Origin of the sequence: Kitasatospora sp. NPDC058406 (assembly GCF_042722765.1) — a bacterium.
GTDB lineage: Bacteria > Actinomycetota > Actinomycetes > Streptomycetales > Streptomycetaceae > Kitasatospora.
The window spans coordinates 20,613-44,171 of record NZ_JBHXKE010000017.1 but is presented as its reverse complement, the minus strand read 5'-3'; the positions used below and the strand labels follow the sequence as shown (position 1 = coordinate 44,171).

At 74.3% G+C, this 23,559-nt stretch carries 20 protein-coding genes; 15 read left to right on the top strand and 5 right to left on the bottom strand.

Annotated features, from left to right (window positions below; all coding sequences use genetic code 11):
• Positions 1–11 precede the first annotated feature (11 nt).
• The 6 genes from ACFWOG_RS05755 to ACFWOG_RS05730 all read left to right on the top strand — a co-directional run bounded on the left by ACFWOG_RS05755 (position 12) and on the right by ACFWOG_RS05730 (position 7,315).
• Positions 12–575 carry a YbaK/EbsC family protein gene (locus tag ACFWOG_RS05755; RefSeq protein WP_380355171.1) on the top strand — a complete coding sequence of 188 codons (564 nt, stop codon included), beginning with the start codon at positions 12–14 and terminating at the stop codon, positions 573–575.
• An 80-nt stretch (positions 576–655) separates the two neighbouring features.
• Positions 656–1,633, top strand: coding sequence for an NAD(P)H-quinone oxidoreductase (locus ACFWOG_RS05750; protein WP_329884839.1), 978 nt, complete (start codon positions 656–658; stop codon positions 1,631–1,633).
• A gap of 152 nt (positions 1,634–1,785) precedes the next feature.
• Positions 1,786–2,865, top strand: a complete 1,080-nt coding sequence (locus ACFWOG_RS05745) for a hypothetical protein (RefSeq protein ID WP_380355168.1) — start codon at positions 1,786–1,788, stop codon at positions 2,863–2,865.
• 218 nt (positions 2,866–3,083) lie between these two features.
• Positions 3,084–3,692 carry a bacterial proteasome activator family protein gene (locus ACFWOG_RS05740; protein WP_380355166.1) on the top strand — a complete coding sequence of 203 codons (609 nt, stop codon included), beginning with the start codon at positions 3,084–3,086 and terminating at the stop codon, positions 3,690–3,692.
• 302 nt (positions 3,693–3,994) lie between these two features.
• Positions 3,995–5,401, top strand: coding sequence for a protein kinase (locus tag ACFWOG_RS05735; RefSeq protein ID WP_329948368.1), 1,407 nt, complete (start codon positions 3,995–3,997; stop codon positions 5,399–5,401).
• Between the two features lie 111 nt (positions 5,402–5,512).
• Complete coding sequence (locus ACFWOG_RS05730; protein ID WP_329948367.1) at positions 5,513–7,315, top strand: protein kinase; 1,803 nt, start codon at positions 5,513–5,515, stop codon at positions 7,313–7,315.
• Positions 7,316–7,324: 9 nt separating this feature from the next.
• On the opposite strand, the gene ACFWOG_RS05725 is transcribed toward ACFWOG_RS05730, so the two are convergent.
• Positions 7,325–8,413, bottom strand: coding sequence for a phosphotransferase (locus ACFWOG_RS05725; RefSeq protein ID WP_329884843.1), 1,089 nt, complete (start codon positions 8,411–8,413; stop codon positions 7,325–7,327).
• A 65-nt stretch (positions 8,414–8,478) separates the two neighbouring features.
• Positions 8,479–9,138, bottom strand: a complete 660-nt coding sequence (locus tag ACFWOG_RS05720; protein WP_329884844.1) for a response regulator transcription factor — start codon at positions 9,136–9,138, stop codon at positions 8,479–8,481.
• Positions 9,139–9,516: 378 nt separating this feature from the next.
• Between ACFWOG_RS05720 and pdhA the strand changes: the two genes are divergently transcribed.
• The 3 genes from pdhA to ACFWOG_RS05705 are packed head-to-tail and all read left to right on the top strand — an operon-like array spanning position 9,517 to position 13,134.
• The gene (pdhA, locus tag ACFWOG_RS05715; RefSeq protein ID WP_380355161.1) at positions 9,517–10,671 is read left to right on the top strand and encodes a pyruvate dehydrogenase (acetyl-transferring) E1 component subunit alpha; all 1,155 of its coding nucleotides are present in this window, start codon (positions 9,517–9,519) and stop codon (positions 10,669–10,671) included.
• Positions 10,671–11,645 carry an alpha-ketoacid dehydrogenase subunit beta gene (locus ACFWOG_RS05710; protein WP_380355158.1) on the top strand — a complete coding sequence of 325 codons (975 nt, stop codon included), beginning with the start codon at positions 10,671–10,673 and terminating at the stop codon, positions 11,643–11,645. The genes pdhA and ACFWOG_RS05710 overlap by 1 nt, the downstream gene beginning before the upstream one ends.
• Before the next feature lie 13 nt (positions 11,646–11,658).
• Entirely contained in the window at positions 11,659–13,134 is a 1,476-nt protein-coding gene (locus ACFWOG_RS05705; RefSeq protein ID WP_380355155.1) for a dihydrolipoamide acetyltransferase family protein, read from the top strand.
• A 91-nt stretch (positions 13,135–13,225) separates the two neighbouring features.
• Here the strand turns inward: ACFWOG_RS05705 and ACFWOG_RS05700 are convergent, their stop codons facing one another.
• Positions 13,226–14,212: a hypothetical protein gene (locus ACFWOG_RS05700; RefSeq protein WP_380355153.1), complete on the bottom strand. Its 987-nt coding sequence runs from the start codon at positions 14,210–14,212 to the stop codon at positions 13,226–13,228.
• Between the two features lie 222 nt (positions 14,213–14,434).
• Here ACFWOG_RS05700 and ACFWOG_RS05695 point away from each other — a divergent pair, with 222 nt between their 5' ends.
• The 3 genes from ACFWOG_RS05695 (at position 14,435) to ACFWOG_RS05685 (ending at position 18,596) form a co-directional block, all read left to right on the top strand.
• Positions 14,435–15,670 (top strand): benzoate/H(+) symporter BenE family transporter, encoded by a 1,236-nt coding sequence (locus tag ACFWOG_RS05695; RefSeq protein ID WP_329948364.1) that lies wholly within the window; start codon positions 14,435–14,437, stop codon positions 15,668–15,670.
• Positions 15,671–15,854: 184 nt separating this feature from the next.
• Positions 15,855–17,087 carry a M64 family metallopeptidase gene (locus ACFWOG_RS05690; RefSeq protein WP_329884849.1) on the top strand — a complete coding sequence of 411 codons (1,233 nt, stop codon included), beginning with the start codon at positions 15,855–15,857 and terminating at the stop codon, positions 17,085–17,087.
• A gap of 144 nt (positions 17,088–17,231) precedes the next feature.
• On the top strand, positions 17,232–18,596 hold the full coding sequence (locus tag ACFWOG_RS05685) for a nitrate/nitrite transporter (RefSeq protein WP_380355149.1): 1,365 nt from the start codon (positions 17,232–17,234) through the stop codon (positions 18,594–18,596).
• 95 nt (positions 18,597–18,691) lie between these two features.
• On the opposite strand, the gene ACFWOG_RS05680 is transcribed toward ACFWOG_RS05685, so the two are convergent.
• Positions 18,692–19,513: a maleylpyruvate isomerase family mycothiol-dependent enzyme gene (locus ACFWOG_RS05680; protein ID WP_329884851.1), complete on the bottom strand. Its 822-nt coding sequence runs from the start codon at positions 19,511–19,513 to the stop codon at positions 18,692–18,694.
• A 174-nt stretch (positions 19,514–19,687) separates the two neighbouring features.
• On the opposite strand from ACFWOG_RS05680, the gene ACFWOG_RS05675 reads away from it, so the two are divergent.
• The 3 genes from ACFWOG_RS05675 (at position 19,688) to ACFWOG_RS05665 (ending at position 22,572) form a co-directional block, all read left to right on the top strand.
• Entirely contained in the window at positions 19,688–20,485 is a 798-nt protein-coding gene (locus ACFWOG_RS05675; RefSeq protein WP_329948362.1) for a carbon-nitrogen family hydrolase, read from the top strand.
• Between the two features lie 157 nt (positions 20,486–20,642).
• A complete protein-coding gene (locus ACFWOG_RS05670) occupies positions 20,643–21,803 on the top strand; it encodes a GntR family transcriptional regulator (RefSeq protein ID WP_380355145.1) in 1,161 nt (386 codons plus the stop codon).
• A gap of 121 nt (positions 21,804–21,924) precedes the next feature.
• Positions 21,925–22,572 carry a hypothetical protein gene (locus tag ACFWOG_RS05665; protein ID WP_329884854.1) on the top strand — a complete coding sequence of 216 codons (648 nt, stop codon included), beginning with the start codon at positions 21,925–21,927 and terminating at the stop codon, positions 22,570–22,572.
• Positions 22,573–22,675: 103 nt separating this feature from the next.
• On the opposite strand, the gene ACFWOG_RS05660 is transcribed toward ACFWOG_RS05665, so the two are convergent.
• Entirely contained in the window at positions 22,676–23,461 is a 786-nt protein-coding gene (locus ACFWOG_RS05660; protein WP_329884855.1) for an SLATT domain-containing protein, read from the bottom strand.
• Positions 23,462–23,559: the final 98 nt, after the last annotated feature.

The window sequence follows — 23,559 nt, the reverse complement described above, 5'->3', positions numbered from 1 at the left end:
GGTCGGGCACCATGACCGATCAACCGCAGCTCCCCTTCGGCACCTTCGACGCCTTCGGACCCGCGCTGGACGTGGTCGACCAGCTGGCCGGGCCGGTGGCGGACGCCCTCAAGAACTGGGACGACCGGGAGGCCGCCCGGTCCGTGCTGTACGTGGACACCGACCCGGAGAAGGCCGACACCGCCGTCTTCTGCGAGACCTACGGCGTCCCGCCGGAGGCCTCGGCGAACTGCGTGGTGGTCGCCGCCAAGCGCGGCGGCGGGACGACCCTGGCCGCCTGCCTGGCACTGGCGACCACCCGGGTGGACGTCAACCGCGCGGTCCGCCGGCACCTGGAGGCCCGCAAGGCGTCGTTCGCGCCGATGGACACGGCCGTCGCCGCGAGCGGCATGGAGTACGGCGGCATCACCCCGGTCGGTCTGCCCGCGGACTGGCCGCTGCTGGTCGACGAGGCGGTGGCCGCGACGCCGTACGTGCTGGTGGGCAGCGGGCGGCGGCGGGGCAAGCTGATCCTGCCGGGCCGGGTGCTGGCCGGGCTGCCGGGCGCCGTGGTGCTGCCGGATCTGGCGGGCTGACGCGACGGGCCCGACCGGATCCGGTCGGGCGGGCACCGGGAGCGGTCCCGACCGGGGTGCCGCGGAGTAGCGTCGGGATCATGCATGCGATGACGATTCCTGAACCCGGTGGGCCCGAGGCGCTGGTCTGGGCCGAGGTGCCGGATCCGGTGCCCGGTGAGGGCGAGGTCCTGGTCGAGGTGGCGGCGACCGCCGTCAACCGCGCCGACCTGCTCCAGCGGCAGGGCCTCTACAACCCGCCGCCCGGCAGCTCGCCCTACCCCGGTCTGGAGTGCGCGGGCCGGATCACCGCCCTGGGTCCCGGGGTGGCCGGCTGGGCGGTCGGCGACGAGGTCTGCGCGCTGCTGGTCGGCGGCGGGTACGCGGAGCGGGTGGCGGTCCCGGTCGGGCAGCTGCTGCCGGTACCGAAGGGGCTGACCCCGGAGGAGGCCGCCGCGCTGCCGGAGGTCGCCTGCACCGTCTGGTCCAACGTGTTCCTCACCGCCAACCTGCGTCCGGGCGAGACCGTGCTGGTGCACGGCGGCGCCAGCGGCATCGGGACGATGGCGATCCAGCTGGCCAAGGCGGTCGGCGCCCGGGTGGCGGTGACGGCGGGCAGCGCCGGGAAGCTCGCCCGGTGCGCGGAGCTGGGCGCCGACGTCCTGATCGACTACCGGGAGCAGGACTTCGTCGAGGTGCTGCGGGAGGCCACCGACGGGGCCGGGGCGGACGTGATCCTGGACATCATGGGCGCCCGGTACCTGCAGCGGAACGTGGACGCGCTGGCGGTCAACGGGCGGCTGGTGATCATCGGGCTGCAGGGCGGCGTGCAGGGCGAGCTCAACCTGAACACCCTGCTGCGCAAGCGCGGCGCGGTGATCGCCACCAACCTGCGCGGCCGGCCGCTCGCCGAGAAGGCGGCGATCGTGGCGGCGGTGCGCGAGCACGTCTGGCCGCTGGTGGAGTCGGGCGTGGTGAAGCCGGTGATCGACCGGGTGGTGCCGCTGGCCGACGCGGCCGCCGCGCACCGGGCACTGGAGGCCGGCGAGCAGGTCGGCAAGGTGGTGCTGCGGGCCTGACGGGGCCGGGTCCGAGGGCGGGCGGGAACCGGGGGGCGAACGGCCCAGGATGGTTCGAAATGCCCTGAATGTCGGATTGTGTGAGGCTGTTCGGGAGCTGTCCCGCCGCCGACCCGCCCTGCGCGGTCGGCCGTCGCGGAAGGACCTCGATCGTGGCCGCACCTTCGTACGCGTTCCTCGGGCCGCTGCCCGCAGCGTTGTCGCACCGCCGTTCCCGCCGCGCCGGGCGTGTCCTCGCCCGGCGCGCCGAGCGGTGCTCGCGGCGCCTGCTGGCGGTGGCGGTGCTCGGTCTCGCGGTGCCGCTGACGGTCCCGGTGGCGGTCGCCGCCCCGGTCGGACCCGGCGCCGCCGTCCGGCCCGCCTCCCTCGCCCCGCCCCCCTCGACCGGGTCCGGCACGCTGTCCGGGACCGCCGGGGCGGACGAACCCCCCGCGGCGGACGAACCTGCCGCGGCGGGCGGGGCGGGCGTGTCGGCGGAGCCGGGCGCGGCGCTGCCCTCGGGCGGGGTGGTGCGTTCCGGTTCGCCCTCCCCGGCCCCGGCGGGGCCGTCCGGGCCGTCCGGTGGAGCCGCCACCGGGCCCGCCGCCTCGCCGGCCCCGGTCTCCGGGCCCGCCGCCACCGGGCCGGTGACCTCGGAGCCGTCCACCCCGCGACCCGCCGCCACGGGGCCGGCCGCGCCGGGGCCCGTTCCCGCCCCGGAGCCGGAGCCGGAGCCCTCGGCCGCGCCGGACACGCCGGACACGCCGGACACGCCGCCGGTCACGTCTCCCGTCCCGGCCGTGTCGGCGACCGCCGTCGCCACCGCGGCGACCCCGACCGCCGTCACGCCGCCGCGGGTCCAGAGCGCTCACCCCCGGCCCGGCGCCGGCGGGCTCCGGGCCGATCGGGACCAGAAGTGGTTCCGGCACCGCCCGGGCTCGGCGCCCGAACGTGTGCGGTCCGCGCCGGAGCGCGGCCGGGAGCACTCCGTCGAGCAGCCGCCGGAGCAGCCCTCCGCGACCGCCGCCCCCGGGGCGGACCCCGCCGGTGCCGGGGGGCCGACCGACTCCGCCGACACCACGGGGAGCGCGGTGGTGGCGCTCGGCCGGCCCGACGCGCAGGCCGTGGCGGCCCCGGTCGTGCTGCCCGCCCGCTGGCACGACGCCTCCACCCTCCAGCTGCCGCTCGGCGCCGGCCTCGGCCTGATCGGCTGCGGCCTGGGGCTGATCGGCCTCCGGCTGCGCAGGAACTGAGCGGCGCCCGGGCCGGGGAGGTCGGTCGGCACCCGCGGTGGCGGGCGTGCCCCGGCCCCGGGCGAACTGAGTATCCGTACGGATACCGGCGGCCCGCCCGGGGGGCGTAGCGTCGTGTCCGGGCAGGCGGCGGTACGCGTGCGGCGGCCGATGCCGGTCCGGGGCGGTGCGGTCGGGGGCCTCCACCCGACCAACCCCAGTGAGGGAGAATGTGATTCATGACGAATCCGATGAACGAGCGCTCGTCGCAGGAGCTCTACCAGGGCATGGGCGGGCAGTCGCAGGACGGCCAGAAGGTGCTGATCGTCGGACCGGACGGCCTGCCGGTGGGCCACGGGTTCCCCGGTTCGCCGGGGAACGACGACGGTGACGGCCCGCGTGAACTGCCGGTGACCGAGATGGTCGAGCAGCCGGCCAAGGTGATGCGGATCGGCAGCATGATCAAGCAGCTGCTGGAGGAGGTCCGGGCGGCCCCCCTCGACGAGGCCAGCCGGGCCCGGCTGAAGGACATCCACGCCAGTTCGATCAAGGAGCTGGAGCTCGGCCTGGCGCCCGAGCTGGTCGCGGAGCTGGAACGGCTCTCGCTGCCGTTCACCGAGGACTCGATCCCGACCGAGGCCGAGCTGCGGATCGCGCAGGCGCAGCTGGTGGGGTGGCTGGAGGGCCTGTTCCACGGCATCCAGACCGCCCTGTTCGCGCAGCAGATGGCGGCGCGGGCGCAGCTGGAGCAGATGCGGCGGGCGCTGCCGCCCGGTCTGCACGGCGGCGAGCCGGAGGGCGACGACCCGGGCGAGGGCCGCGGCATCCGTTCCGGCCCGTACCTGTAGGCCCGGCGGGACACCGCGGGACGGCGCGCCGCCGCACCGCGGCGGCCGTCACGGCATCGGGCGTACCACGACGACCCGGTGTCGAACGCACTACCGACCGGTACCGGGTCGCGGACCGGACACAGTGTCGGCCCTGAGCCGATCACCGGCGCCGCGAGCCGATACCCTGGGCCCCTGTCGCAGGCCGGGCGAGCGCCGCGACAGGGGTCGGGCAGGCCGTCGGGCCGGGCCCGGACACGCACGGACGAGACCGAACGTCACGGTCGCGGCGGCACTGCCGCGACGAGGGGGAGCAGAGGACCATGAGCGAGCACGGCAACGCGGAGGTCGAGGGCTACTCCCTGGGCAACGGCCGGTACGTGCTGCAGCGGGTGCTGGGCGAGGGCGGCATGGCCTCCGTGCACCTCGCGTACGACAACGTCCTGAAGCGGCCGGTGGCGCTGAAGAGCATGCACGCCGAGCTCGGCCGGGACGCGTCGTTCAAGGAGCGGTTCCGCCGTGAGGCGCAGGCCGTGGCCCGTCTGGAGCACGAGAACATCGTCCGGGTCTACGACACCGGCGAGGACGTGGCCCCCGACGGCTCCACCACGCCGTACATCGTGATGCAGCTGGTCGACGGCAAGGGCCTGCGGGACGCGATCAACGAGGCGGTCGCCCAGCACGGCGCGATGCCCGTCGAGGAGGCGCTGCGGGTCACCGTCGGCGTGCTGAACGCGCTGGAGGCCTCGCACGACCAGGGCCTGGTGCACCGTGACATCAAGCCCGGCAACGTCATGTTCGACCGCAAGGGCGTCGTCAAGGTCATGGACTTCGGCATCGCCCGCGCGCTGGAGAGCGGGGTCACCTCGATGACCCAGACCGGCATGGTGGTCGGCACGCCGCAGTACCTCTCGCCCGAGCAGGCGCTGGGCAAGCCGGTGGACGCGCGCTCCGACCTGTACTCGGTCGGCGTGATGCTCTTCGAGATGATCACCGGCCAGCTGGTCTTCGACGGCGACTCGGCCTTCTCGATCGCCTACAAGCACGTCCAGGAGGAGCCGCCGGCGCCGTCCACGCTCAACCGGGCGCTCGACCCGGCGGTCGACGAGTTCGTCGCCACGGCGCTGCGGAAGGACCCGGCGCACCGGTTCGCGAGCGCGGCGGCGATGCGGGACGAGGCCGAGCGGCTGATCGCGGTGGCCAAGGGCGGCGGCAGCCCCCTGGCGGCCAGCTCCCCGCTGGTGATCACCGACGGCCCGCGTTCGGTGCACGCCGCCCCGCCGGTCCCGTCCGTCCCGCAGGCCCCGCAGACGCCGCAGCCGTTCCACCGGCCGCCGGCCTACCAGACCCCGCCGCCGGCGTTCCAGACGCCGCCGCCGCACTTCCCGCAGCAGGCGCACACCCCGCCGCCGCAGCCGCAGGCCTACCAGACCCCGCCGCCGGCGTTCCAGACGCCGCCGCCGCACTTCCCGCAGGCGCACACCCCGCCGCCGCAGCCGATGCCGGCGCCGTTCCAGCCGGCCCCCGCGTCGAACAGCGGTGGCTGCTCCACGGCCCTGGTGATCGTCGGCATCATCGTCGGCGTGATCGTGCTGGCCGTCATCATCATTGCGATCGTGGTCAACCGAGCCAAGAACGAGACCGCCGGCGGGTCGACCTCGCGGGTCTCGGAGCGGACGGCCACCGTGCTCCACCTGGACGGTCCGGCCGACCGGAATGGCCTGCTCTGACGCATTCCGTCCGGATCGGGCGTGCCACGGGGGCAGGCCGGAGGCGGTAGCGTTCGGGCAAACGAGGCGACAGGGCACCGCGATCCGAGCGAAGGCCCGGGGCGAGGAGCGATGGCACAGACGCAGCAGCCGGACGACGACGAGGGCGCCTGGGCGACCGGTTCGGCCGGTGGTGCCCCGAGGACGCCCGGAACCGGTAGCGACGCCGCCACCACCGCGCTCCCGCCGTTCGGCGGCCCGCAGACGCCGGGCCGTGGCACCGCCGCCCCGCTGGGCACGGTCGGCGACGGCCGCTACCGGCTGACCCACCGGCTCGGCCGGGGCGGCATGGCCGAGGTGCTCGCCGCCCAGGACGTCCGGCTCGGCCGGACCGTCGCGGTCAAGCTGCTCCGCGGCGAGCTGGCCCAGGACGAGATCGCCCGGCTCCGCTTCACCCGGGAGGCGCACGCCGTCGCGGCGCTCAACCACCACGCGATCGTCGCGGTGTACGACACCGGCGAGGAGTACGTCGGCGAGGAGTCGACGCCGTACATCGTGATGGAGCTGGTCGAGGGCCGGACCGTCCGCGAGCTGCTGGTGGACGAGTCGGAGCCGCCGGTCGACCAGGCGCTGCTGATCATCGCCGGGGTGCTGGAGGCGCTCGCCTACAGCCACCGGCACGGCATCGTGCACCGGGACATCAAGCCGGCCAACGTCATCATCACGACCACCGGCGCGGTCAAGGTGATGGACTTCGGCATCGCCCGCGCGCTGACCGGGACCGCCTCCACCATGACCCAGACCGGCATGGTCATGGGCACCCCGCAGTACCTCTCGCCCGAGCAGGCGCTCGGCAAGCCGGTCGACCACCGCTCCGACCTGTACGCGGCCGGCTGCATGCTCTACGAGCTGCTGACCCTGCGCCCGCCGTTCACCGGCGACACGCCGCTCTCGGTGGTCTACCAGCACGTCCAGGACATGCCGGTGCCGCCCTCGCAGGCCAACCCGCGGGTACCGGCGGCGCTCGACCCGCTGGTGCTGCGCTCGCTCGCGAAGAACCCGGACGACCGCTTCCAGGACGCCGACGAGTTCCGCGCGCACCTCGAACACGCGTTGCGCGAACTGCAGGGCGGCACGGGTGCCTGGGCGGCCGGTTCCGCGGCCTCCGGCCTGGCCGCGGCCGGGCAGGGCTACGGCGGCATGCCGGTGCCCGGCGCGGACGAGACCGCGGTGCTCGGGGCCGGCGTCCCGGGGGACCCGACGGCGATGCTGCCGTACCAGGTGCCGGGCGGCCCGCACACCCCGTCCTCGCCCTACCCGGCGGCCGGCGGACCGTACGGCGGCGGTGACGGCGGCGACGGCTCCGGCGGCGGCGGCCACGGACGCGACCGGGGGGGCCGCGGGCCGTGGCGCTGGGTGGCCGGCATCGTGGCGGTGATCGTCGCGTCCGGCGCCGGGATCGCCCTGGCGCTCAGTGGCAACGACGAAGGCTCCGGCGGGAAGATCCAGCCGACCACCCCGCCGCCCGGTGTGGTGTCGACGGCGCCGGAGGCCACCACGCCCACCACGGGCGGCGCCGTGACCACGGCCCCGACCACCCAGAACACCCGGCGCCCGCAGCAGCCGACCGACACCGGCAACGGGAACGGCGGCAACGGCGGCAACCAGAGCCAGCCGCCTGCCACCTCGGGCGGCAAGCACACCATGTCGTCGACCCCGAGCACGACCGGCAGCAAGCCCGCGACGACGGCTCCGCCGGCGACCGGGACGCCGACCGCGCCGCCCACCACCGCCCCGACCACCGCGGGCGGCGGCGCGACGACCGCGCCGCCGGCGACGTCGACGGCGACCCAGCCGCCGCCGGCGACGACGGCACCGCCCGGGGGCAACACCTCGCCGAAGCCGCCGGTCTCCCCGCCGGCGACCGCGGGCTGACCCGAGGGGTCAGTTGGCGAAGGCGTCCAGGACCTGCTCGTACTCCTGGCACCACCACGCCAACTGGCCCGCCGAGGCGGGGTAGAGCGGGTCGGCCCGGTGGTCGGCCCGCTGATAGCGCCACTGGAGCATCCAGAAGTCGTTCAGCCGCTCCCACCAGACCCGGTGCACGGCGGCGGCCAGGTGTTCGGCGGTGGCGGCCCCGGTGGCCCGGTACGACTGCGAGTAGTGCCGGACGCGGACGAGGTCCAGCACCCCCGTGGCCCGGTCGTTGAAGACCAGGGTGGCCGCGCGCACGGCCTCCTCGGCGCGCGGCTGGGGCCCGAGCTTGTCCCAGTCCAGGACCGCCGAGATCCGGCTGCCGTCGTGCAGCAGGTTGAGCCCGTGGAAGTCGCCGTGGGTCCAGCCGGTGGGCGGGGCGGTCTGCGGGGCGGGACGCCGGTGCGCGTGGTCGGCGAGCAGCTCCAGCCGCTCGGAGAGACGCCGTTCGACCAGGGCGTCCAGGTCGTCGAACGGGCGGTGCTCGCGGGCGTGCGAGCGCAGTTCACGGGCGAGTACGGAGCTGTCGCGCGCGTCGGCGCTCCGGTAGCCGGAGGGCTGGGCGACGGGGGCGCAGACGTCGTCGAGGGCGCCGTGCAGTCGGCCGAGCAGCGTGCCGAGGTCGTCGCACTGCGGCAGGGAGAGGTCCGTACCGTGCCGGTGCCGGCCGTCCACCCAGGGGAAGAGGGCGAACAGCCGGCCGCCGAAGGCGGCGACGGTGCCGGTCCGTTCGGCGAGGGCGAGCGGAGGGGCGACGGGCAGCCCCAGGGCGGAGAGCGCGGCCATCGCGCGGTGGTGGCCGGCGACGGCCTCGCGCCCGGCGGTCGCGGCGTCGACGTAGCACTTCAGGAAGTAGGTGCCGGCTTCGGTGGTGACGCGGTAGCCCCGGTTCAGCAGGCCTTCGGCGACGGGTTCGGCGGTGAGCAGGCGGCCCACCCGGTAGCGGCGGAGGATCTCGGCGAGGGCGGCGTGCGGGACGGGCGGGCTGAGCGTTCCTATCGGGGGGGCCGTGAGGTCGGGACGGGCTGGTGCACAGGCAAGGGTCTGGCTGAAAGTCACAGCCAGAGGTTAGGGCCCCCCGGCGGGGGCCCTTGACAGGGCGTCAGATGTGTGCAGCTCGCGAGTCAGTGCTGGTGGTCCGCCTGGTGCCGTGCCACGAAGGCGGCCGCCTGGGTCCGTCGCTCCATCCCCATCTTGGCGAGCAGACTGGAGACGTAGTTCTTGACCGTCTTTTCGGCGAGGTGCAACTCGTTCCCGATCTGACGATTGGTCATCCCTTCGCCGATCAGGTCGAGGATGCGGCGCTCCTGCTTGGTGAGCTGGGACAGTCGTTCGTCCTCCTTCTCGCCGCCGTCGCGCAGCCGGGCGAGCACCCGGCTGGTGGCCACCGGGTCGAGCAGCGACTTCCCGGCGGCGACGTCCCGCACGGCGGTGATCAGGTCGGTGCCGCGGATCGCCTTCAGCACGTAACCGGAGGCACCCGCCATGATCGAGTCGAACAGCGCCTCGTCGTCGGAGAAGGAGGTCAGCATCAGGCACTTGATCTCCGGCAGCCGGGAGCGGATCTCCCGGCAGACCTCGACGCCGTTGCCGTCCGGCAGGCGGACGTCGAGCACCGCGACGTCGGGGTGGACGGCCGGGATCCTGGTGAGCGCCTCGGCGGCGGTGCCGGCCTCGCCGACCACCTCGATGTCGTCCTCGACCGAGAGGAGTTCGTGGACGCCCCGCCGGACCACTTCGTGGTCGTCGAGCAGGAATACCCTGATTTGTCCAATATCAGTCACGCGCAAAGCCTCCCATATCACCCTACAAAAGACCTATCGCCCGCACCAGGGCGGGGGTGCGATCCGGCCAGAGCGGGAGAAAGCGATGCCGGTAACCCCCTTACGCGGGAGCCCCCGCCCGGATAACGTGCGCAGGTGTCCTGATGGCGACCGAATTGAGAGCTGCGCCACACCCGTAGTTGTCGGCATCCAACAACTAGGACGTCCTAGCGCAGACGCGCCCGGGGCGGACGCTGGGTAACGTTCTCGTGAGGGCGACGTCGGAAGAGGATCACCACCTGCCCCGCAGTAGGTGCGCACACCCACGCGCGCCCCGCGAGGCGGTGACCGGACCGGTCACCGGCGACCCCGGGCGGCCGGACAGACCGAGGAGTGAACGTGACCGTCAAAAGCACGGCGAGGGCCCGCAAGAAGGCGGCCCCCGGCGTCCCTGACACCCTCCGCGCCACGGGTACGGACGCCCAGCCGGAGCTCGTGCAACTGCTCACCCCGGAAGGCGAGCGGGTCGAGCACCCGGACTACCCGCTCACGGTGGAGCCCGACGAGCTTCGCGCCCTCTACCGTGACCTGGTGCTGGTGCGCCGGTTCGACGCCGAGGCGACCTCCCTGCAGCGACAGGGGGAGCTGGGCCTCTGGGCCTCGCTGCTCGGCCAGGAGGCCGCCCAGGTCGGCTCCGGGCGCGCGCTGCGCCCCGGCGACTACGCCTTCCCGACCTACCGCGAGCACGGTGTCGCCTGGTGCCGTGACGTGGACCCGCTGAACCTGCTCGGCATGTTCCGCGGCGTGAACCACGGCGGCTGGGACCCGAACGAGAAGAACTTCCACCTCTACACCATCGTGATCGGCGCGCAGACCCTGCACGCCACCGGCTACGCGATGGGCATCACCAAGGACGGCTCCGACGACGCGGTCATCGCGTACTTCGGCGACGGTGCCTCCAGCCAGGGCGACGTCAACGAGGCCTTCACCTTCGCCTCGGTCTACAACGCGCCCGTGGTGTTCTTCTGCCAGAACAACCAGTGGGCGATCTCCGAGCCCACCACCACCCAGACCAAGATCCCGCTGTACCGCCGCGCCTCCGGCTTCGGCTTCCCGGGCGTCCGGGTCGACGGCAACGACGTGCTGGCGTGCCTGGCCGTCACCCGCTGGGCGCTGGAGCACGCGCGCAGCGGCAACGGCCCCGTCCTGATCGAGGCCTTCACCTACCGGATGGGTGCGCACACCACCTCCGACGACCCCACCCGCTACCGGCTCGCCGAGGAGACCGAGGCCTGGAAGGCCAAGGACCCGATCAGCCGGCTCAAGGTCCTCCTGGAGAAGGAGGGCCTGGCCGACGAGGAGTTCTTCGCCTCGATCGACGCCGAGAGCGAGCAGCTGGGGCTGCGGGTGCGCGAGGGCGTGCGCGGCATGCCGGACCCGGACCCGACCCTGATCTTCGACCACGTCTACGCCGAGCCGCACACGCTGGTCGATGAGGAACGGGCCGGGTACGTCGAGTACGCGGCCTCCTTCGAGGCGGGGGAGAACCTCTGATGGCCGGTCAGCTCAGCATTGCCAAGGCGCTCAACGACGCGCTGCGGAAGTCGCTGGAGAACGACCCGAAGACCGTCCTGATGGGCGAGGACATCGGCAAGCTCGGTGGCGTCTTCCGGATCACCGACGGCCTGCAGAAGGACTTCGGCGAGGACCGGGTGATCGACACGCCGCTCGCCGAGTCCGGCATCGTCGGCACCGCGATCGGCCTGGCCCTGCGCGGCTACCGCCCGGTGGTGGAGATCCAGTTCGACGGCTTCGTCTACCCGGCCTTCGACCAGATCGTCTCCCAGCTGGCGAAGATGCACGCCCGCGCGCTCGGTCACGTGAAGATGCCGGTCACCGTCCGCATCCCGTTCGCGGGCGGCATCGGCGCGGTCGAGCACCACAGCGAGTCGCACGAGGCCTACTTCGCGCACACCGCCGGTCTGCGCGTGGTCGCCCCCTCCAACGCGCACGACGCGCACTGGATGCTGCGCCAGGCCATCGAGTCGGACGACCCGGTGATCTTCCTGGAGCCCAAGCGCCGCTACTGGGACAAGGGCGAGATCGGCGACGCCGCCGACCTGGGGCTGCACGACGCCCGGATCGTCCGCCCCGGCACCGACGCCACGCTGATCGCCTACGGCCCGATGGTCAAGGTCTGCCTGGAGGCCGCCGCGGCCGCCGAGGAGGACGGCCGCCGGCTGGAGGTGGTCGACCTGCGTTCGCTCTCCCCGGTGGACTTCGCCGCCCTGGAGGAGTCGGTCAAGCGCACCGGCCGCGGCATCGTGGTGCACGAGGCGCCGGTCTTCCTGGGCATGGGCGCCGAGCTGGCCGCCCGCCTCACCGAGCGCTGCTTCTACCACCTGGAGGCGCCGATCCTGCGGGTCGGCGGCTACCACGCGCCCTATCCGCCGTCCCGGGTCGAGGAGGCGTTCCTGCCCGACCTGGACCGCGTGCTCGACGCCGTCGACCGCGCGTTCGCCTACTGAGCGGGGAGCGAAGATGACCACCGAAGTTCGCTCGCTCCGCGAGTTCAAGATGCCCGACGTGGGCGAGGGCCTCACCGAGGCCGAGATCCTCAGCTGGCACGTCAAGCCCGGTGACACCGTGACGGACGGCCAGATCGTCTGCGAGGTGGAGACCGCCAAGGCCGCCGTGGAGCTGCCGATCCCGTTCAACGGGGTCGTCGAGCAGCTGTTCTTCCCGGAGGGCGCGACGGTCGACGTCGGCGCCGTGATCATCTCGGTCGCGGTGGCCGGCGAGGCAGGGGCTCCCGCCCCCGCCGTCGCGGCCCCGGCGGCTCCGCCGGCCCCGGCCGCCGAGGTCGAGCCCGAGCGGCGCGAGGTGCTGGTCGGCTACGGCCCGCGGACCGGTGTCGCCCAGCGCCGGGCCCGCCGCACGACCGTGGTGGCGACCGCCTCCACCTCGGCCCCGGTGGCCCCGGCTCCGGCCGTGACTCCGGTTCCGGCCCCGGTCGTGGCCCCGGCCCCCGTCGTGGCTCCCGCTCCCGCGGCGGTGCCCGCACCGGCGGTGGCGCCCGCCGCCGTCACCGGTGACCGCCCGCTGGCCAAGCCGCCGGTGCGCAAGCTCGCCAAGGACCTCGGGATCGACCTGCGGGCCGTCACCCCGACCGGCCCCGCCGGCGTCGTCACCCGCGAGGACCTGCACGCCCACGCGGCAGCGTCCACCGCTCCGGTGCCCGCCGCGGTCGAGGCCGCGGCCCCGGCCCCGGCCGCCGAGCCGACGGTCGCCGCCCAGGTGGCCGTTCCGGTCGCGGGCGACGTCCGGGTGCCGATCAAGGGCGTCCGCAAGGCGATCGCGCAGGCGATGGTGGCCTCGGCCTTCACCGCCCCGCACGTCACCGAGTTCGTCCAGGTCGACGTCACCCGCACGATGAAGTTCGTCCGCCGGCTCAAGGAGAGCGGCGAGCTGGGCCGGGACGTCCGGGTCAGCCCGCTGCTGCTGGTCGCCAAGGCGCTGCTCACCGCGATCAAGCGCCACCCGGAGATCAACGCCCAGTGGGACGAGGCGGCCCAGGAGATCGTCATCAAGGGTCAGGTGAACCTCGGCATCGCCGCGGCCACCCCGCGCGGCCTGATCGTCCCCAACATCAAGGACGCGGGCGGCAAGACCCTCGGGGGCCTGGCGGTGTCGCTCGGGGAGCTGATCGACACCGCCCGCCAGGGCAGGACCTCGCCGAACGACATGCAGGGCGGCACGGTCACCATCACCAACGTCGGCGTCTTCGGCGTCGACACCGGCACCCCGATCCTCAACCCGGGCGAGGCCGCGATCCTGGCCTTCGGCGCGGTCCGGGAACTGCCGTGGGTGCACAAGGGCAAGGTGGTCCCGCGACAGGTGACCACACTGGCGCTCTCCTTCGACCACCGCCTGGTGGACGGGGAGCTGGGCTCGCGGGTGCTGGCCGACGTGGCGGGCATCCTGGAGTACCCGAAGCGTCTGATCACCTGGGGCTGAGCCCCGGCTGCCGAAAGGGCCCTGCCTCCGCACCGCCGTGCGGAGGCAGGGCCCTTCGTCTACCCCGTGCGTCGGCCGCTACCGCCCTGGCTCAGTGGCGGGCGCCGCGCAGGCGGCGCACGGCGACCAGGACGGCTGCGCCGGCGGTGGCGAGGGTGCCGGCGAGGGCGGCGAGGAGGCCGTTGGGGGTGCCGGCGCCGGTCTGGGCGAGCTCCGGGGTGCCGGCGGGCGCGGTGGTGGCCGGTGCGGTGGTGGGCGTGGCCGCGGGGGCCCCGGTGGCCGCGGTGCCGGGGGAGGCGGCCGGAGTCTGCGCGGCGACCGGCTCGGCGGGAGCGGGCTTGGCGGTGCCGGTCGGCTTGGCGGCCGGCTTCGGGGTGGCGGGCTTGGCCGTGGCGGAGGGCTTCGCGGTGGGCTTCGCGGTGGGCTGGGCGGCGCCCGTGCCCTGGGGCCGCGTCACCTTGACCGCCTTCAGGTCGGTCGCACCCGGGGCGCCCGCGCCGGCGCGGCCGACCGAGGCCAGCAGGTTGATCGTGGTGACGTCCTCGGGAGTGGTCGGGGCGAGGGAGAAGCGGAACCTGAAGGTGACCGACGTGTTGTCGGACATCCTCTGGCGCTGGGCGTCGCCGGCGTCGATGATGCGGTAGCAGCCTTCGGTCGCCGGGACGTTCTTCCACGCGCCGGTGTAGTCCAGGAACTGGATCCGGACATCCTTCGAACGCACCGCCGCGCGCTCACCCGGCGTGTAGATGGCGAACTGGGGCTCCATCCCGTGGGCCTCGGTGCCGGTCTTGTTGGTGACCTTCAGGGAGACCTCGTTCCAGCCGCCGTCCGCGACGACCGAGGACTTGGCGGAGGTGAGGGCGGCGTCCGGGGAGACCAGGGTTCCGGGGGCGTGGTGCTCGGTGCCGGTGGCCGGGTGCGGGCCGCCGATCCGGTCGTCCCCGCAGGCCCAGGAGGTGTCGGCGGTCATGAGCTGGACGGAGCCGACGAGGACGGCGGTGGCGGCGACGGTGGCGAGGCGGCGGCCGGAGAGCGGGCGGATGTTCTTCGCGAATGCGGGCATAACGGACTTGCTCATGACGTGTCTCCCCAGGGTCATGGTGGTGCGGGTGTGTGAGGTGAAGGTGACCGGCGTCCGCTGCTCGCGAGCGGTAGCGCCCCCCGGCCCTCGCCGGTCTCGCTCTCCGTGCCTTCATCCGTATAGACGTCCGTCCCCGCCGGGGGTTGCAGGTGGGTTCGGAAGTTTTTCCGGGAATCCTCGAACCGCCCGCGGTGGGGGCTGCTCCGCGATACTGCCGGGATGGCAGAGGAGCTGATAACCCGTGCGGCCGAGGGTCCTTCCGACCACCCCGAGGAACGCCGCTCGCTGCGGCGGGACGCCTCCGTCCCGGCGCTGCTGGCCGGACTGGTGTGCATCGTGGTGTCGTTCTCCGGTCCGCTGGTCGTGGTGCTCGCGGCGGCCGCCGCCGGGCGGCTGGACCAGGCGCAGACCGCCTCCTGGATCTGGGCGGTCGCGGTCGGCAGCGGGCTGACCTGCCTGCTGCTCAGCTGGTGGACCAGGACGCCGGTGATCACCGCCTGGTCCACCCCCGGCGCCGCCCTGCTGGTGACCAGCCTCGGCGACTACCCCTACCGGGAGGCGATCGGCGCCTTCCTGGTGAGCGGGGTGGTGGTGGCGCTGTTCGGGGTCACCGGGCTGTTCGGCCGGCTGATCGCCGCCGTCCCGGCCGGGATCGTCAACGCGATGCTGGCGGGCATCCTCTTCTCCTTCGGCGCCGGGATCTTCGGCGCGGTGAAGGGGGCGCCCGTCCTGGTGCTCGGCAGCTTCGCGGCCTTCCTGCTCGCCAGGCGGACGGCCCCCCGGTACGCCGTGCCGGCCGCGCTGCTGGTCGGCGGGGTGCTGGCGGCCGTCACCGTCGGTCTGCCGCTGGACCTCGGATCCGGCGGGCCGACCCGGCCGGTGTTCACCGTGCCCGCGTTCACCGGGCCGGCCATGGTGGGTCTGGCGCTGCCCCTCACCATCGTCGCGCTGGCCTCGCAGAACGCGCCCGGCCTCGGCGTGATGCGGGCCTTCGGCTACCGGCCGGACGACCGGCTGCTGATCGGATCCACGGGCGGGGTCTCCGTCCTGCTGGCGCCGTTCGGCTCGCCCGGCGTCAACCTGGCCGCGATCACCGCCGCCATCTGCGCCGGCCCGGAGAGCCACCCCGACCCGCGCCGTCGTTATGTGGCCGGGATGTCGGCGGGCCTGCTCTACCTGGTGGTGGGCAGTTTCGGAGGGGTCCTGGTGAGCCTGTTCACCGGACTGCCGAAGGAACTGATCGCGGTGATCGCCGGGGTGGCGCTGCTGGCCTCGCTGCAGGGCAGCCTGGCCGCGGCGGTCGCCGAGGAGCGCGGCCGGGACGCGGCGGTGGTGACCTTCCTGGCGACCGCCTCCGGGATGAGCCTGTTCGGCATCGGCGCGGCCTTCTGGGGCCTGCTGTTCGGCCTCGTCACCCATCTGGTGCTGGAGGCCCGGCGGGACCGGGGCCGCTGAGGTCACGGCCCGGGGTGATCATCCACCTGACAGGACTCATAGGTATGACTGGTGAGGTGCCTGTCGTTCGGCCAGGTCGGTGACATTTTCGCCGACCGGTGAGGCCGACACACCGGGCCGGGTACGTCTTCGCGTCCACCACCCGGGCGACACCGGGTGACCGGAACGTCGAGGACGCACCCGTATGCCGCCTGGCAACCCTGGCCGGCTCGTCCGGAGTCTGGCCGCGCTCGTGCTGGTGTCCACCGCCGTACTCCCGGCCGCGCTCGAACTGGCCGGCCCGTCACCGTTCGGGGTGATCGGTCCCGGCGCCCCCGCCGACCGGGCGGTGCCGCCGCACGCCGCGCTCCGGGCCGACGTGCGCGTCGCCGGCACCGCGCCGACCGTCGACATACGGCGGACCGGCGACCCGGCCAACCGGATCACCCTCGTCCTGCTCGGCGACGGGTACACCGAGGCCGAGCAGGAGCTGTTCCGCGAGCAGGCGGACCGGGCCTGGCACGCCCTGATGGAGATCGAGCCGTTCCGCAGCTACCAGGGGTTCTTCAACATAAGGCGTGTCGAGGTGGTCTCCCCGGTCTCGGGCATCGCCGAGACCGAGAGTCGCGGACGCCAGGCGGCCACCCCGCTCGGCATGCACTTCTGGTGCGAGGGCACCGCCCGGCTGCTCTGCGCCGACGAGGACGAGACGGCCCGCTTCGCCGGCCGGGGCGACGGCCCGCAGTACCTGATCGCCCTCGCCAACTCCGGGGAGTACGGCGGTGCCGGCGGGACCGGGGTGACCACCCTGGCGGGCGGCAGCCCGGACGCGGGCCGGATCATCCAGCACGAGATAGGGCACACCGTCGGCGACCTCGGCGACGAGTACGACAGCGCGCCGGACGACGCCGACTACCCCAACCTCGCCGTCGAGAACGCCGACGAGATGCGCCGCAAGCAGGTCAAGTGGTGGCGCTGGCTCGGCGCGGAGTCCCCGGACGGCGCCGGGACGATCGGGGCGTACCGCAGCGCCAACGGCGTCTACCGGCCCACCCCGGACTCGGTGATGCGAACCCTCGGCGGCGCGTACAACCTGCCGTCGCGGGAGGCGATCATCGAGGAGATCTACCGGCGGGTCCGGCCGACCGACACCCCGGTCCCGCCCCCCGGTGAGGTCACCGGCCGGCCCCGGCTGGAGGCCAGGCCGCTGCCGCTGGCCGGCGCCCGGCAGCTGCGGGTCGACTGGACGGTGGACGGCGTCCCGGTGGAGCCGCAGGCGGCGGACCGCAGCTGGCTCGACACCGCGCTGCTGGGGCTCGCGCCCGGGCACAGCGCCACCGTCACCGCCACGGTCCGGGACACCACCGACTGGGTCCGCGACGAGGCCTTCCGGGACCGGTACATGACGCGGTCGGTCTCCTGGACGGTGGTGGGGTAGGGGAGCACGGGGCGGGCGGAAAGGGGGCAGGGGGCAGGGGCAGGGCGGGCAGGACCGGGAGTGGCCGGATCGGGACGGCCGGTGTCCGTCCTCGGTCACCCCGGTCTGGGCGTCCAATGATGGGATGACTACGCTGGGCGCACTATGACCGTGGAGCCAGCCCGTCCAGCCAGCCCCCTGCCGGCCGTCGCTCCCGGTGCCACCGCCGCGGTGTCCGCGCCCCCGGTCGTGGCCCACCCGCCGGGCGGGCGGGCCGCCTGGCTGGCCTGGTCCATCGGCGTCAGCGTCTACGTCCTCGCCGTCATCCACCGCACCAGCCTCGGCGTGGCCGGACTCGACGCCGCCGACCGCTTCGGCATCGGCGCCTCCGCGCTCTCCACGTTCTCGATCCTCCAGGTCCTGGTCTACGCGGCCATGCAGATACCCGTCGGGCTGCTGGTCGACCGGTTCGGACCGCGCCGGGTCCTGCTGCTCGGCATCCTGCTGCTCAGCACCGGGCAGCTCGCCTTCGCCTTCTCCGACGCGTTCGCCCCCGCGCTCGCCTCCCGGGCGGTGCTGGGCTGCGGCGACGCCATGACCTTCATCAGCGTGCTGCGGATCGCCGCCCGCTGGTTCCCGGCGGCCAGGAACCCGTTCGTCGCGCAGCTGACCGGCCTCGCCGGGATGGGCGGCAACCTCGTCACCACCGTGGTCCTCGCCCAGGCCCTGCACAGCGAGGGCTGGACGCCCACCTTCACCGCCATCGCCCTGCTCGGCATCGGGGTGTTCGCCCTGGTCGCGCTGTTCCTCCGGGAGGCGCCGGGCACCGTACCTGTCGGGCCCGCCGGGCCCGCCGGGCCCGGCGGGCTGTCCGGGCCCCGGCCCGGTGTCGGGGGGCAGGTGCGGGAGGCCTGGCGGGAGCCGGGCACCCGGCTCGGGCTCTGGGTGCACTTCACCACCCAGTTCCCCGGCAACGCCTTCGGCCTGCTCTGGGGCCTGCCCTACCTGGTCGAGGCGCAGGGCATGTCCCGCACCGAGGCCGGCGGGCTGCTCACCCTGCTGGTGCTCGCCAACATGAGCTTCGGCTTCCTCTTCGGCCGGCTGCTCTCCCGCACCGCCCGCGCCCGGATGCCGATCGTGTTCACCGCCATCGGCGCCACCGCCGCGCTCTGGGCCGCCGTCCTGGCCTGGCCCGGCGGCCACCCCCCGCTCTGGCTGCTGGTCGCGGTCATCCTGGTGATGGGCAGCAACGGCCCGGCCTCCCTGGTCGGCCTCGACTACGCCCGCGCCCGCAACCCCGTCGAACGCCTCGGGACGGCCTCCGGCATCGTCAACATGGGCGGCTTCATCGGCACGATGATCACGCTCCTCGGCATCGGCGTCCTGCTCGACACCCTCAGCCCCGCCGGCGCCGACACCTACTCCGCGACCGCCTTCCGCTGGGCGTTCTGCTGGCAGTACGTCCCCCTCGCGGTGGGCACGCTGATGATCCTCCGGCTCCGCCGGAAGCTGGCACCGGCGACGCCGTAGGGCTTCCGACCTGCGGAAACCTCGGAGCCCTCAGAACTTCTGACGCCTACCGGGCGGAGGTCGACGGTTTGCGCCTCCTGAGGCCGCACGGAGGGCTACGGGGTGACGGCGAAGTTGGTGAGGACGCGGTCGGCGAGCTCCTTGTCGCCCTCGACGGCGACCGGGCCGGGGCGGCCCCGGCCGCAGGCGAGGCGGACGTAGGTCTCCCAGTCGAGGGTGAGCTGCACGTCGGGCGCGAGGCTGATGGACTCGTCGACGGTGCCGCGGCCGGCGGAGTCGACCCGGACGGTGCGCAGGAACTCGACGCGTCCGGTGACGTCGACGACCAGGGCGGTGCCGGCCGGGGCGCCGGCCTGGTGGGCGACCGCCTTCGGCAGCGCCTCCAACAGGACGTCACGGGCGATCAGCGCGGCCGGGGAGTCGAGGTCGCCGGGCAGCCCGAGGGCGCGGCGGAGGTCCTGCTGGTGCACCCAGACGTCGAAGGCCCGCAGGCGCAGCAGCTCGTGGTACGGCACGTCGCGGCCGTGCGGGCCGCCCGGCCGGCGGACCGGTTCGGTGGGGGTCTGCTTGGCGTTCCGCAGCGCGCGGGAGCGGCGGATGATCGTGTACTCCAGCTCGCTGGTCATCTCCAGCGCGGTGTGGCAGCGGCGCTTGTCGACCGGCAGCTCGATGTAGCGGGCGTAGTCGCTGGCGACGTGGCGGAGGTCGCGGGGGAGCGAGTGGATCGGGCGGGGGTCACCGAGCAGTTCGGACTCGACGGCGATGACGTGCGAGACGACGTCCCGGACGGACCAGCCGGGGCATTCGGTGGCCCGGTTCCAGGAGTTCTCCGGCAGTGGCGTCACCAGCTCGGATATCGCCTCGATGGCCTGCGTCCACGCCTCGGTGTAAGCCTGCACGGTCTGGTTGTCCGTCACGGGAATCTCCGGCCCTCCGTCAGCTGCCTTGCCACGCGTGCCCCGGGTTCGGGGTCGGCCGGGAAAGGTCCGGCTTCCGGGCACACACGCTAACCGCACGTTACGCTGCCGGGTGATAGCAGGGCAGCGCTTTCGGGTGACGATCGTAGGACTCTTGCCGTGGACGGTGGTACTGTGCGCGCTTCATTGATCCAACTCGGGGTATCCGACGCCGAGCCGCCCGCCGAGCGGCGGGCCCGCGCGGCCGCGCTGGTCCGGGCGCAACAGGGGGCCGATCTGGTCGTCCTGCCGGAGCTGTGGCCGCTCGGCGGTTTCGCCCACGACCTCTGGTCGGACGGCGCGGAGGCCCTGGACGGGCCGACCTCGGACGCGATGGCGGCGGCCGCGAAGGCGGCCGGTGTCTGGCTGCACGCCGGTTCGATCGTCGAGCGCGATCCGGACGGGCCGATCTACAACACCTCGCTGCTCTTCGCCCCGGACGGCGAGCTGGTGCACACCTACCGCAAGATCCACCGCTTCGGTTTCGACAGCGGGGAGGCGGTGGCGATGGGCGCCGGCCAGGAGATCGTCACGGCCACGACGGACCTCGGCACGCTGGGCCTGGCGACCTGCTACGACCTGCGGTTCCCGGAGCTGTTCCGGGCCCTGCTGGACGCGGGTGCGCAGCTGCTGGTGATTCCGGCGGCGTGGCCGGAGCGGCGGCGGGAGCACTGGACGCTGCTGAACCGGGCCCGCGCGGTGGAGGAGCAGGCGTACGTCCTGGCCTGCAACACGGCGGGCACGCACGGCGGGGTGGAGCAGGCGGGCCACAGCATCGTGGTGGACCCGTGGGGCCGGGTGCTGGCCGAGGCGGGGTCCGGGGAGGAGGTGCTGACCGTGGAGTTCGATCCGGCGGAGGTGGCCAGGGCGCGCGCCGAGTTCCCGGTGCACCGGGACCGTCTGCTGGGCATTCCGGCGCCCGTGCAGAGGTAGCGGCGGCGGAGGAGCGCGCGGGGCGCGCCCGGGGCGTATGGGGGGCTTGTACACGTCGGTGTCCTTTTTGAGAAGATGAGCCTTCGTCGTGTTACCAGCCGTTCTACCGCCGGTCTGTCCCCGTCAGGCCGTCCAGCCCGCCGAGGAGGTCGCGCGCATGTTCGGCACCGGCCCAGGCGACACCCGCCCCGTGATCCACCGGAACAGCCTGCGCGAACAGATCGCCGGCGCGCTGCGCGAGGAGATGATGGCCGGCCGCCTGGCGGCCGGGCGCAACTTCACCGTCAAGGAGATCGCCGAGCTGTACGGGGTCTCGGCGACCCCGGCCAGGGAGGCACTGGTCGACCTGTCCGCGCAGGGGCTGCTCCGGGCCGAGCACCACCGGGGCTTCACGGTGCCCGAGTTCGGCTGGGAGGACTTCCTGGAGATCTTCGAGTCCCGGGTGCTGATCACCGACAGCTACTTCCGGCAGCTGGCCGCGCGTCCCGGACCGACGGACGAGAGCCGGCTGCCCTCGCTGCGCCGCCGTGCGGACGCGGCGGTGCGGGCGGCCCGCGCCGGGAACCTCGACGTGATGGTGGGGTGCGACCGCCGGTTCTGGCAGGAGGTCGCCGGGCTGCTCGGCAACCGCCGGATCGCCGACTACCTGGACTGGCTGCGGGTGCAGTCCTGGATGTTCGCCGCGCCGCACCTGCGGGCGATGCCCGAGCTGTCCGGGGTCTGCTGGGACAGCCACGTCGAGCTGGTGGACGCGATCGAGGCCCGGGACCTCGCGGCCGTCCACCGGATCGTCTGCGAGTACAACCTCTTCACCGTCCGGCTGCTGGCCGAGCTGTCCGGGCAGTCGGTGGAGTCGGTGGGGGTGCTGGCGCTGCTGGCCGGTCGGCCGGTGCCGGAGCGGGCGGCCGTCTCGCCGGGCGGTGCCGCCCTGCCGGGCACCGGCCCGGACCCGACGGCTCCCGGGGACGCCCCGCCGGGCGGTGCCGGAGCGGGTGTGCCGGACGCTCCGGGGATCGCCGCGCCGGTGGAGGGCCCGTCCGACGGCGCGGCCGTCCCGGGCGAGGCGGCGCGCGCCGACGCCGAACTCGGACCGGGCGGGGCGGGCCGGGACCCCGGGCCGGTCCGGCCGGCCGGCGGCGCCCGCGGCCGGGAGCACGAGCTGGGCCGTGAACTGGGCCGTGAACTGGGCCTGGGCCTCGGTCTGGTGCCGCAGCCCCGCTCCGTCCCGTACGGGCGGTTCGGCCGCCGGCTGCCCGAACCGCAGCCCGGCCAACTGCCGGAGGGGCGGCCCGATCCGCATCGCGCGCCGGGCCGGTAGGGTGGGCGGTCGTCCGCCCCGGCCGGTCCTCGGACCGACTGCCCCGGGCGCCGACCCGCCCGTTCGCCGTCCGCCGCCCCGCGCGGCCGGCCCCCGATGCCCGGAGAGGAAGAGCCGTCCCATGGCCTGCGACCTCTGGCTCGTCCCGCTGGTGGACGTGCTGAGCCACAGCCCCGACAATCCCTTCCGGGACGACCTCGCGCTCTACAACCAGGTGCTGGCCTCGTACGGCCTGCCCGAGGTGCCGGTGTACCACTACGTACCGGGTCTCAGCGGGGCGGTCGAGCCGATAGCCGCCTTCGACTACGACTCGCTGCACTTCCTGCGCCGGGCCTACCTGCTGGGTCTGACCGGTCTGGACATCACGCCGGTCGACGAGCTCGGCGGCGACTACGAGCAGTTGCTGGAGATGTTCGAGAGCAGCGCCGAGCAGTCGCACCTGGTCTGGCACTTCGATCACGCCGGCGCGTACGTGCCGATCGAGTTCGCCGTTCCGCTGGTGGACGAGGCCCTGCTCGCCTCGGGCGGCCCGCTCGGCTCCAGCCACGGGCTGCTGCGCGAGCTGCAGGCCGTCGCCCCGGCGCTGGGCATCGACCCGTTCGACCCGCCGGCCCCGACCCGGCCGCTCGGCCCGACCGGGCTGGAGCAGCCGTTCGGCCCGCCGCTGGACGACCTGCACCCGTTCGCCCGGGAGCGGCACGCCTGGGCGGGCCTGTACGCGGCGGCGACCCGCAGCCTGCACCAGGGCTCGATGATCGTCTTCGCCTGACGGGGCGGCTCGGCACCCGCCGCCCGCGCTGCCCACGCCTCACGCCGCCCAGGGCTCACGCGCCGCGCGGCGCGGCGCCCGGGAACCGCCCGTACGGCCTCCGCTAGCGCAGCGGCCCCTCCGGCGGCCGCTGGCGCGGCATGGTCGGCCGGGTGCCCGGCGGCGGCAGCACCCGCACCTGGGCGCCGATGCCCGGCTCGGTGCGACCGCCCCAGCTCCCGGGGGCCTGGGTGGGCAGCTGGGTCATCCCGGCGCGGAACTCCAGCATCCACTCCGAGGTCTCGGTGCGGACCATGTCCGAGATGTCCTCGCAGAACCGCCGCAGCACCCCGAGGCACCGCTCGGCGGCCTCGCCCGCGGTGCCCTCCGTGGGGCCGAGCACCTCCCGCACGCACTCCGACGCCCAGTCGAACTGGAAGGCCTCCAGACGGCGTTGCAGCGCCTGCCCGGTGGAGACGTCCCGCATCCAGCCGGAGGTGAGGCCGAACACCCGGTCCACGCCGTGGCAGGCGGCGGCGAGGGCCAGCCCGACGTAGCCCCAGCTGGTGCCGTTCGCCACCGCCCCGGTCAGGTCGACCAGCGGGGCGGTCACCCCGCCGATCGCGAAGCCGGCCGTGCCGAACCGCAGCAGCCGGGCCCAGCGGCGCTTCCAGACCCGGTCCCGCCGGTACCACTCGATCGCCTCGACCGCGCGCTCCTCCGACCAGCGGTAGAGCTCCTCCAGCCGCTCGGCGGGCTCGCCCCAGTCCCCGAGGGGGAACTGGCGGGTGCTCAGATCGGACCGGCGGCGGGTGGAGGCAGGGCGCGCGACGGTCGCGGCCGGCGGGTCCTCCTCGCCGATCTCCTTGCCCCAGGCACTCTCCTCGGGCTGCATTTCCGGCTGGCTCACCTGTGGGGCTCCCTGTGGCGGGCGGACTGCTGGGTCTGACTGTGCGCCGACTGACGTGACATCGGCCTGACGGCCCGTGAAACACCGGTCGAACCGTC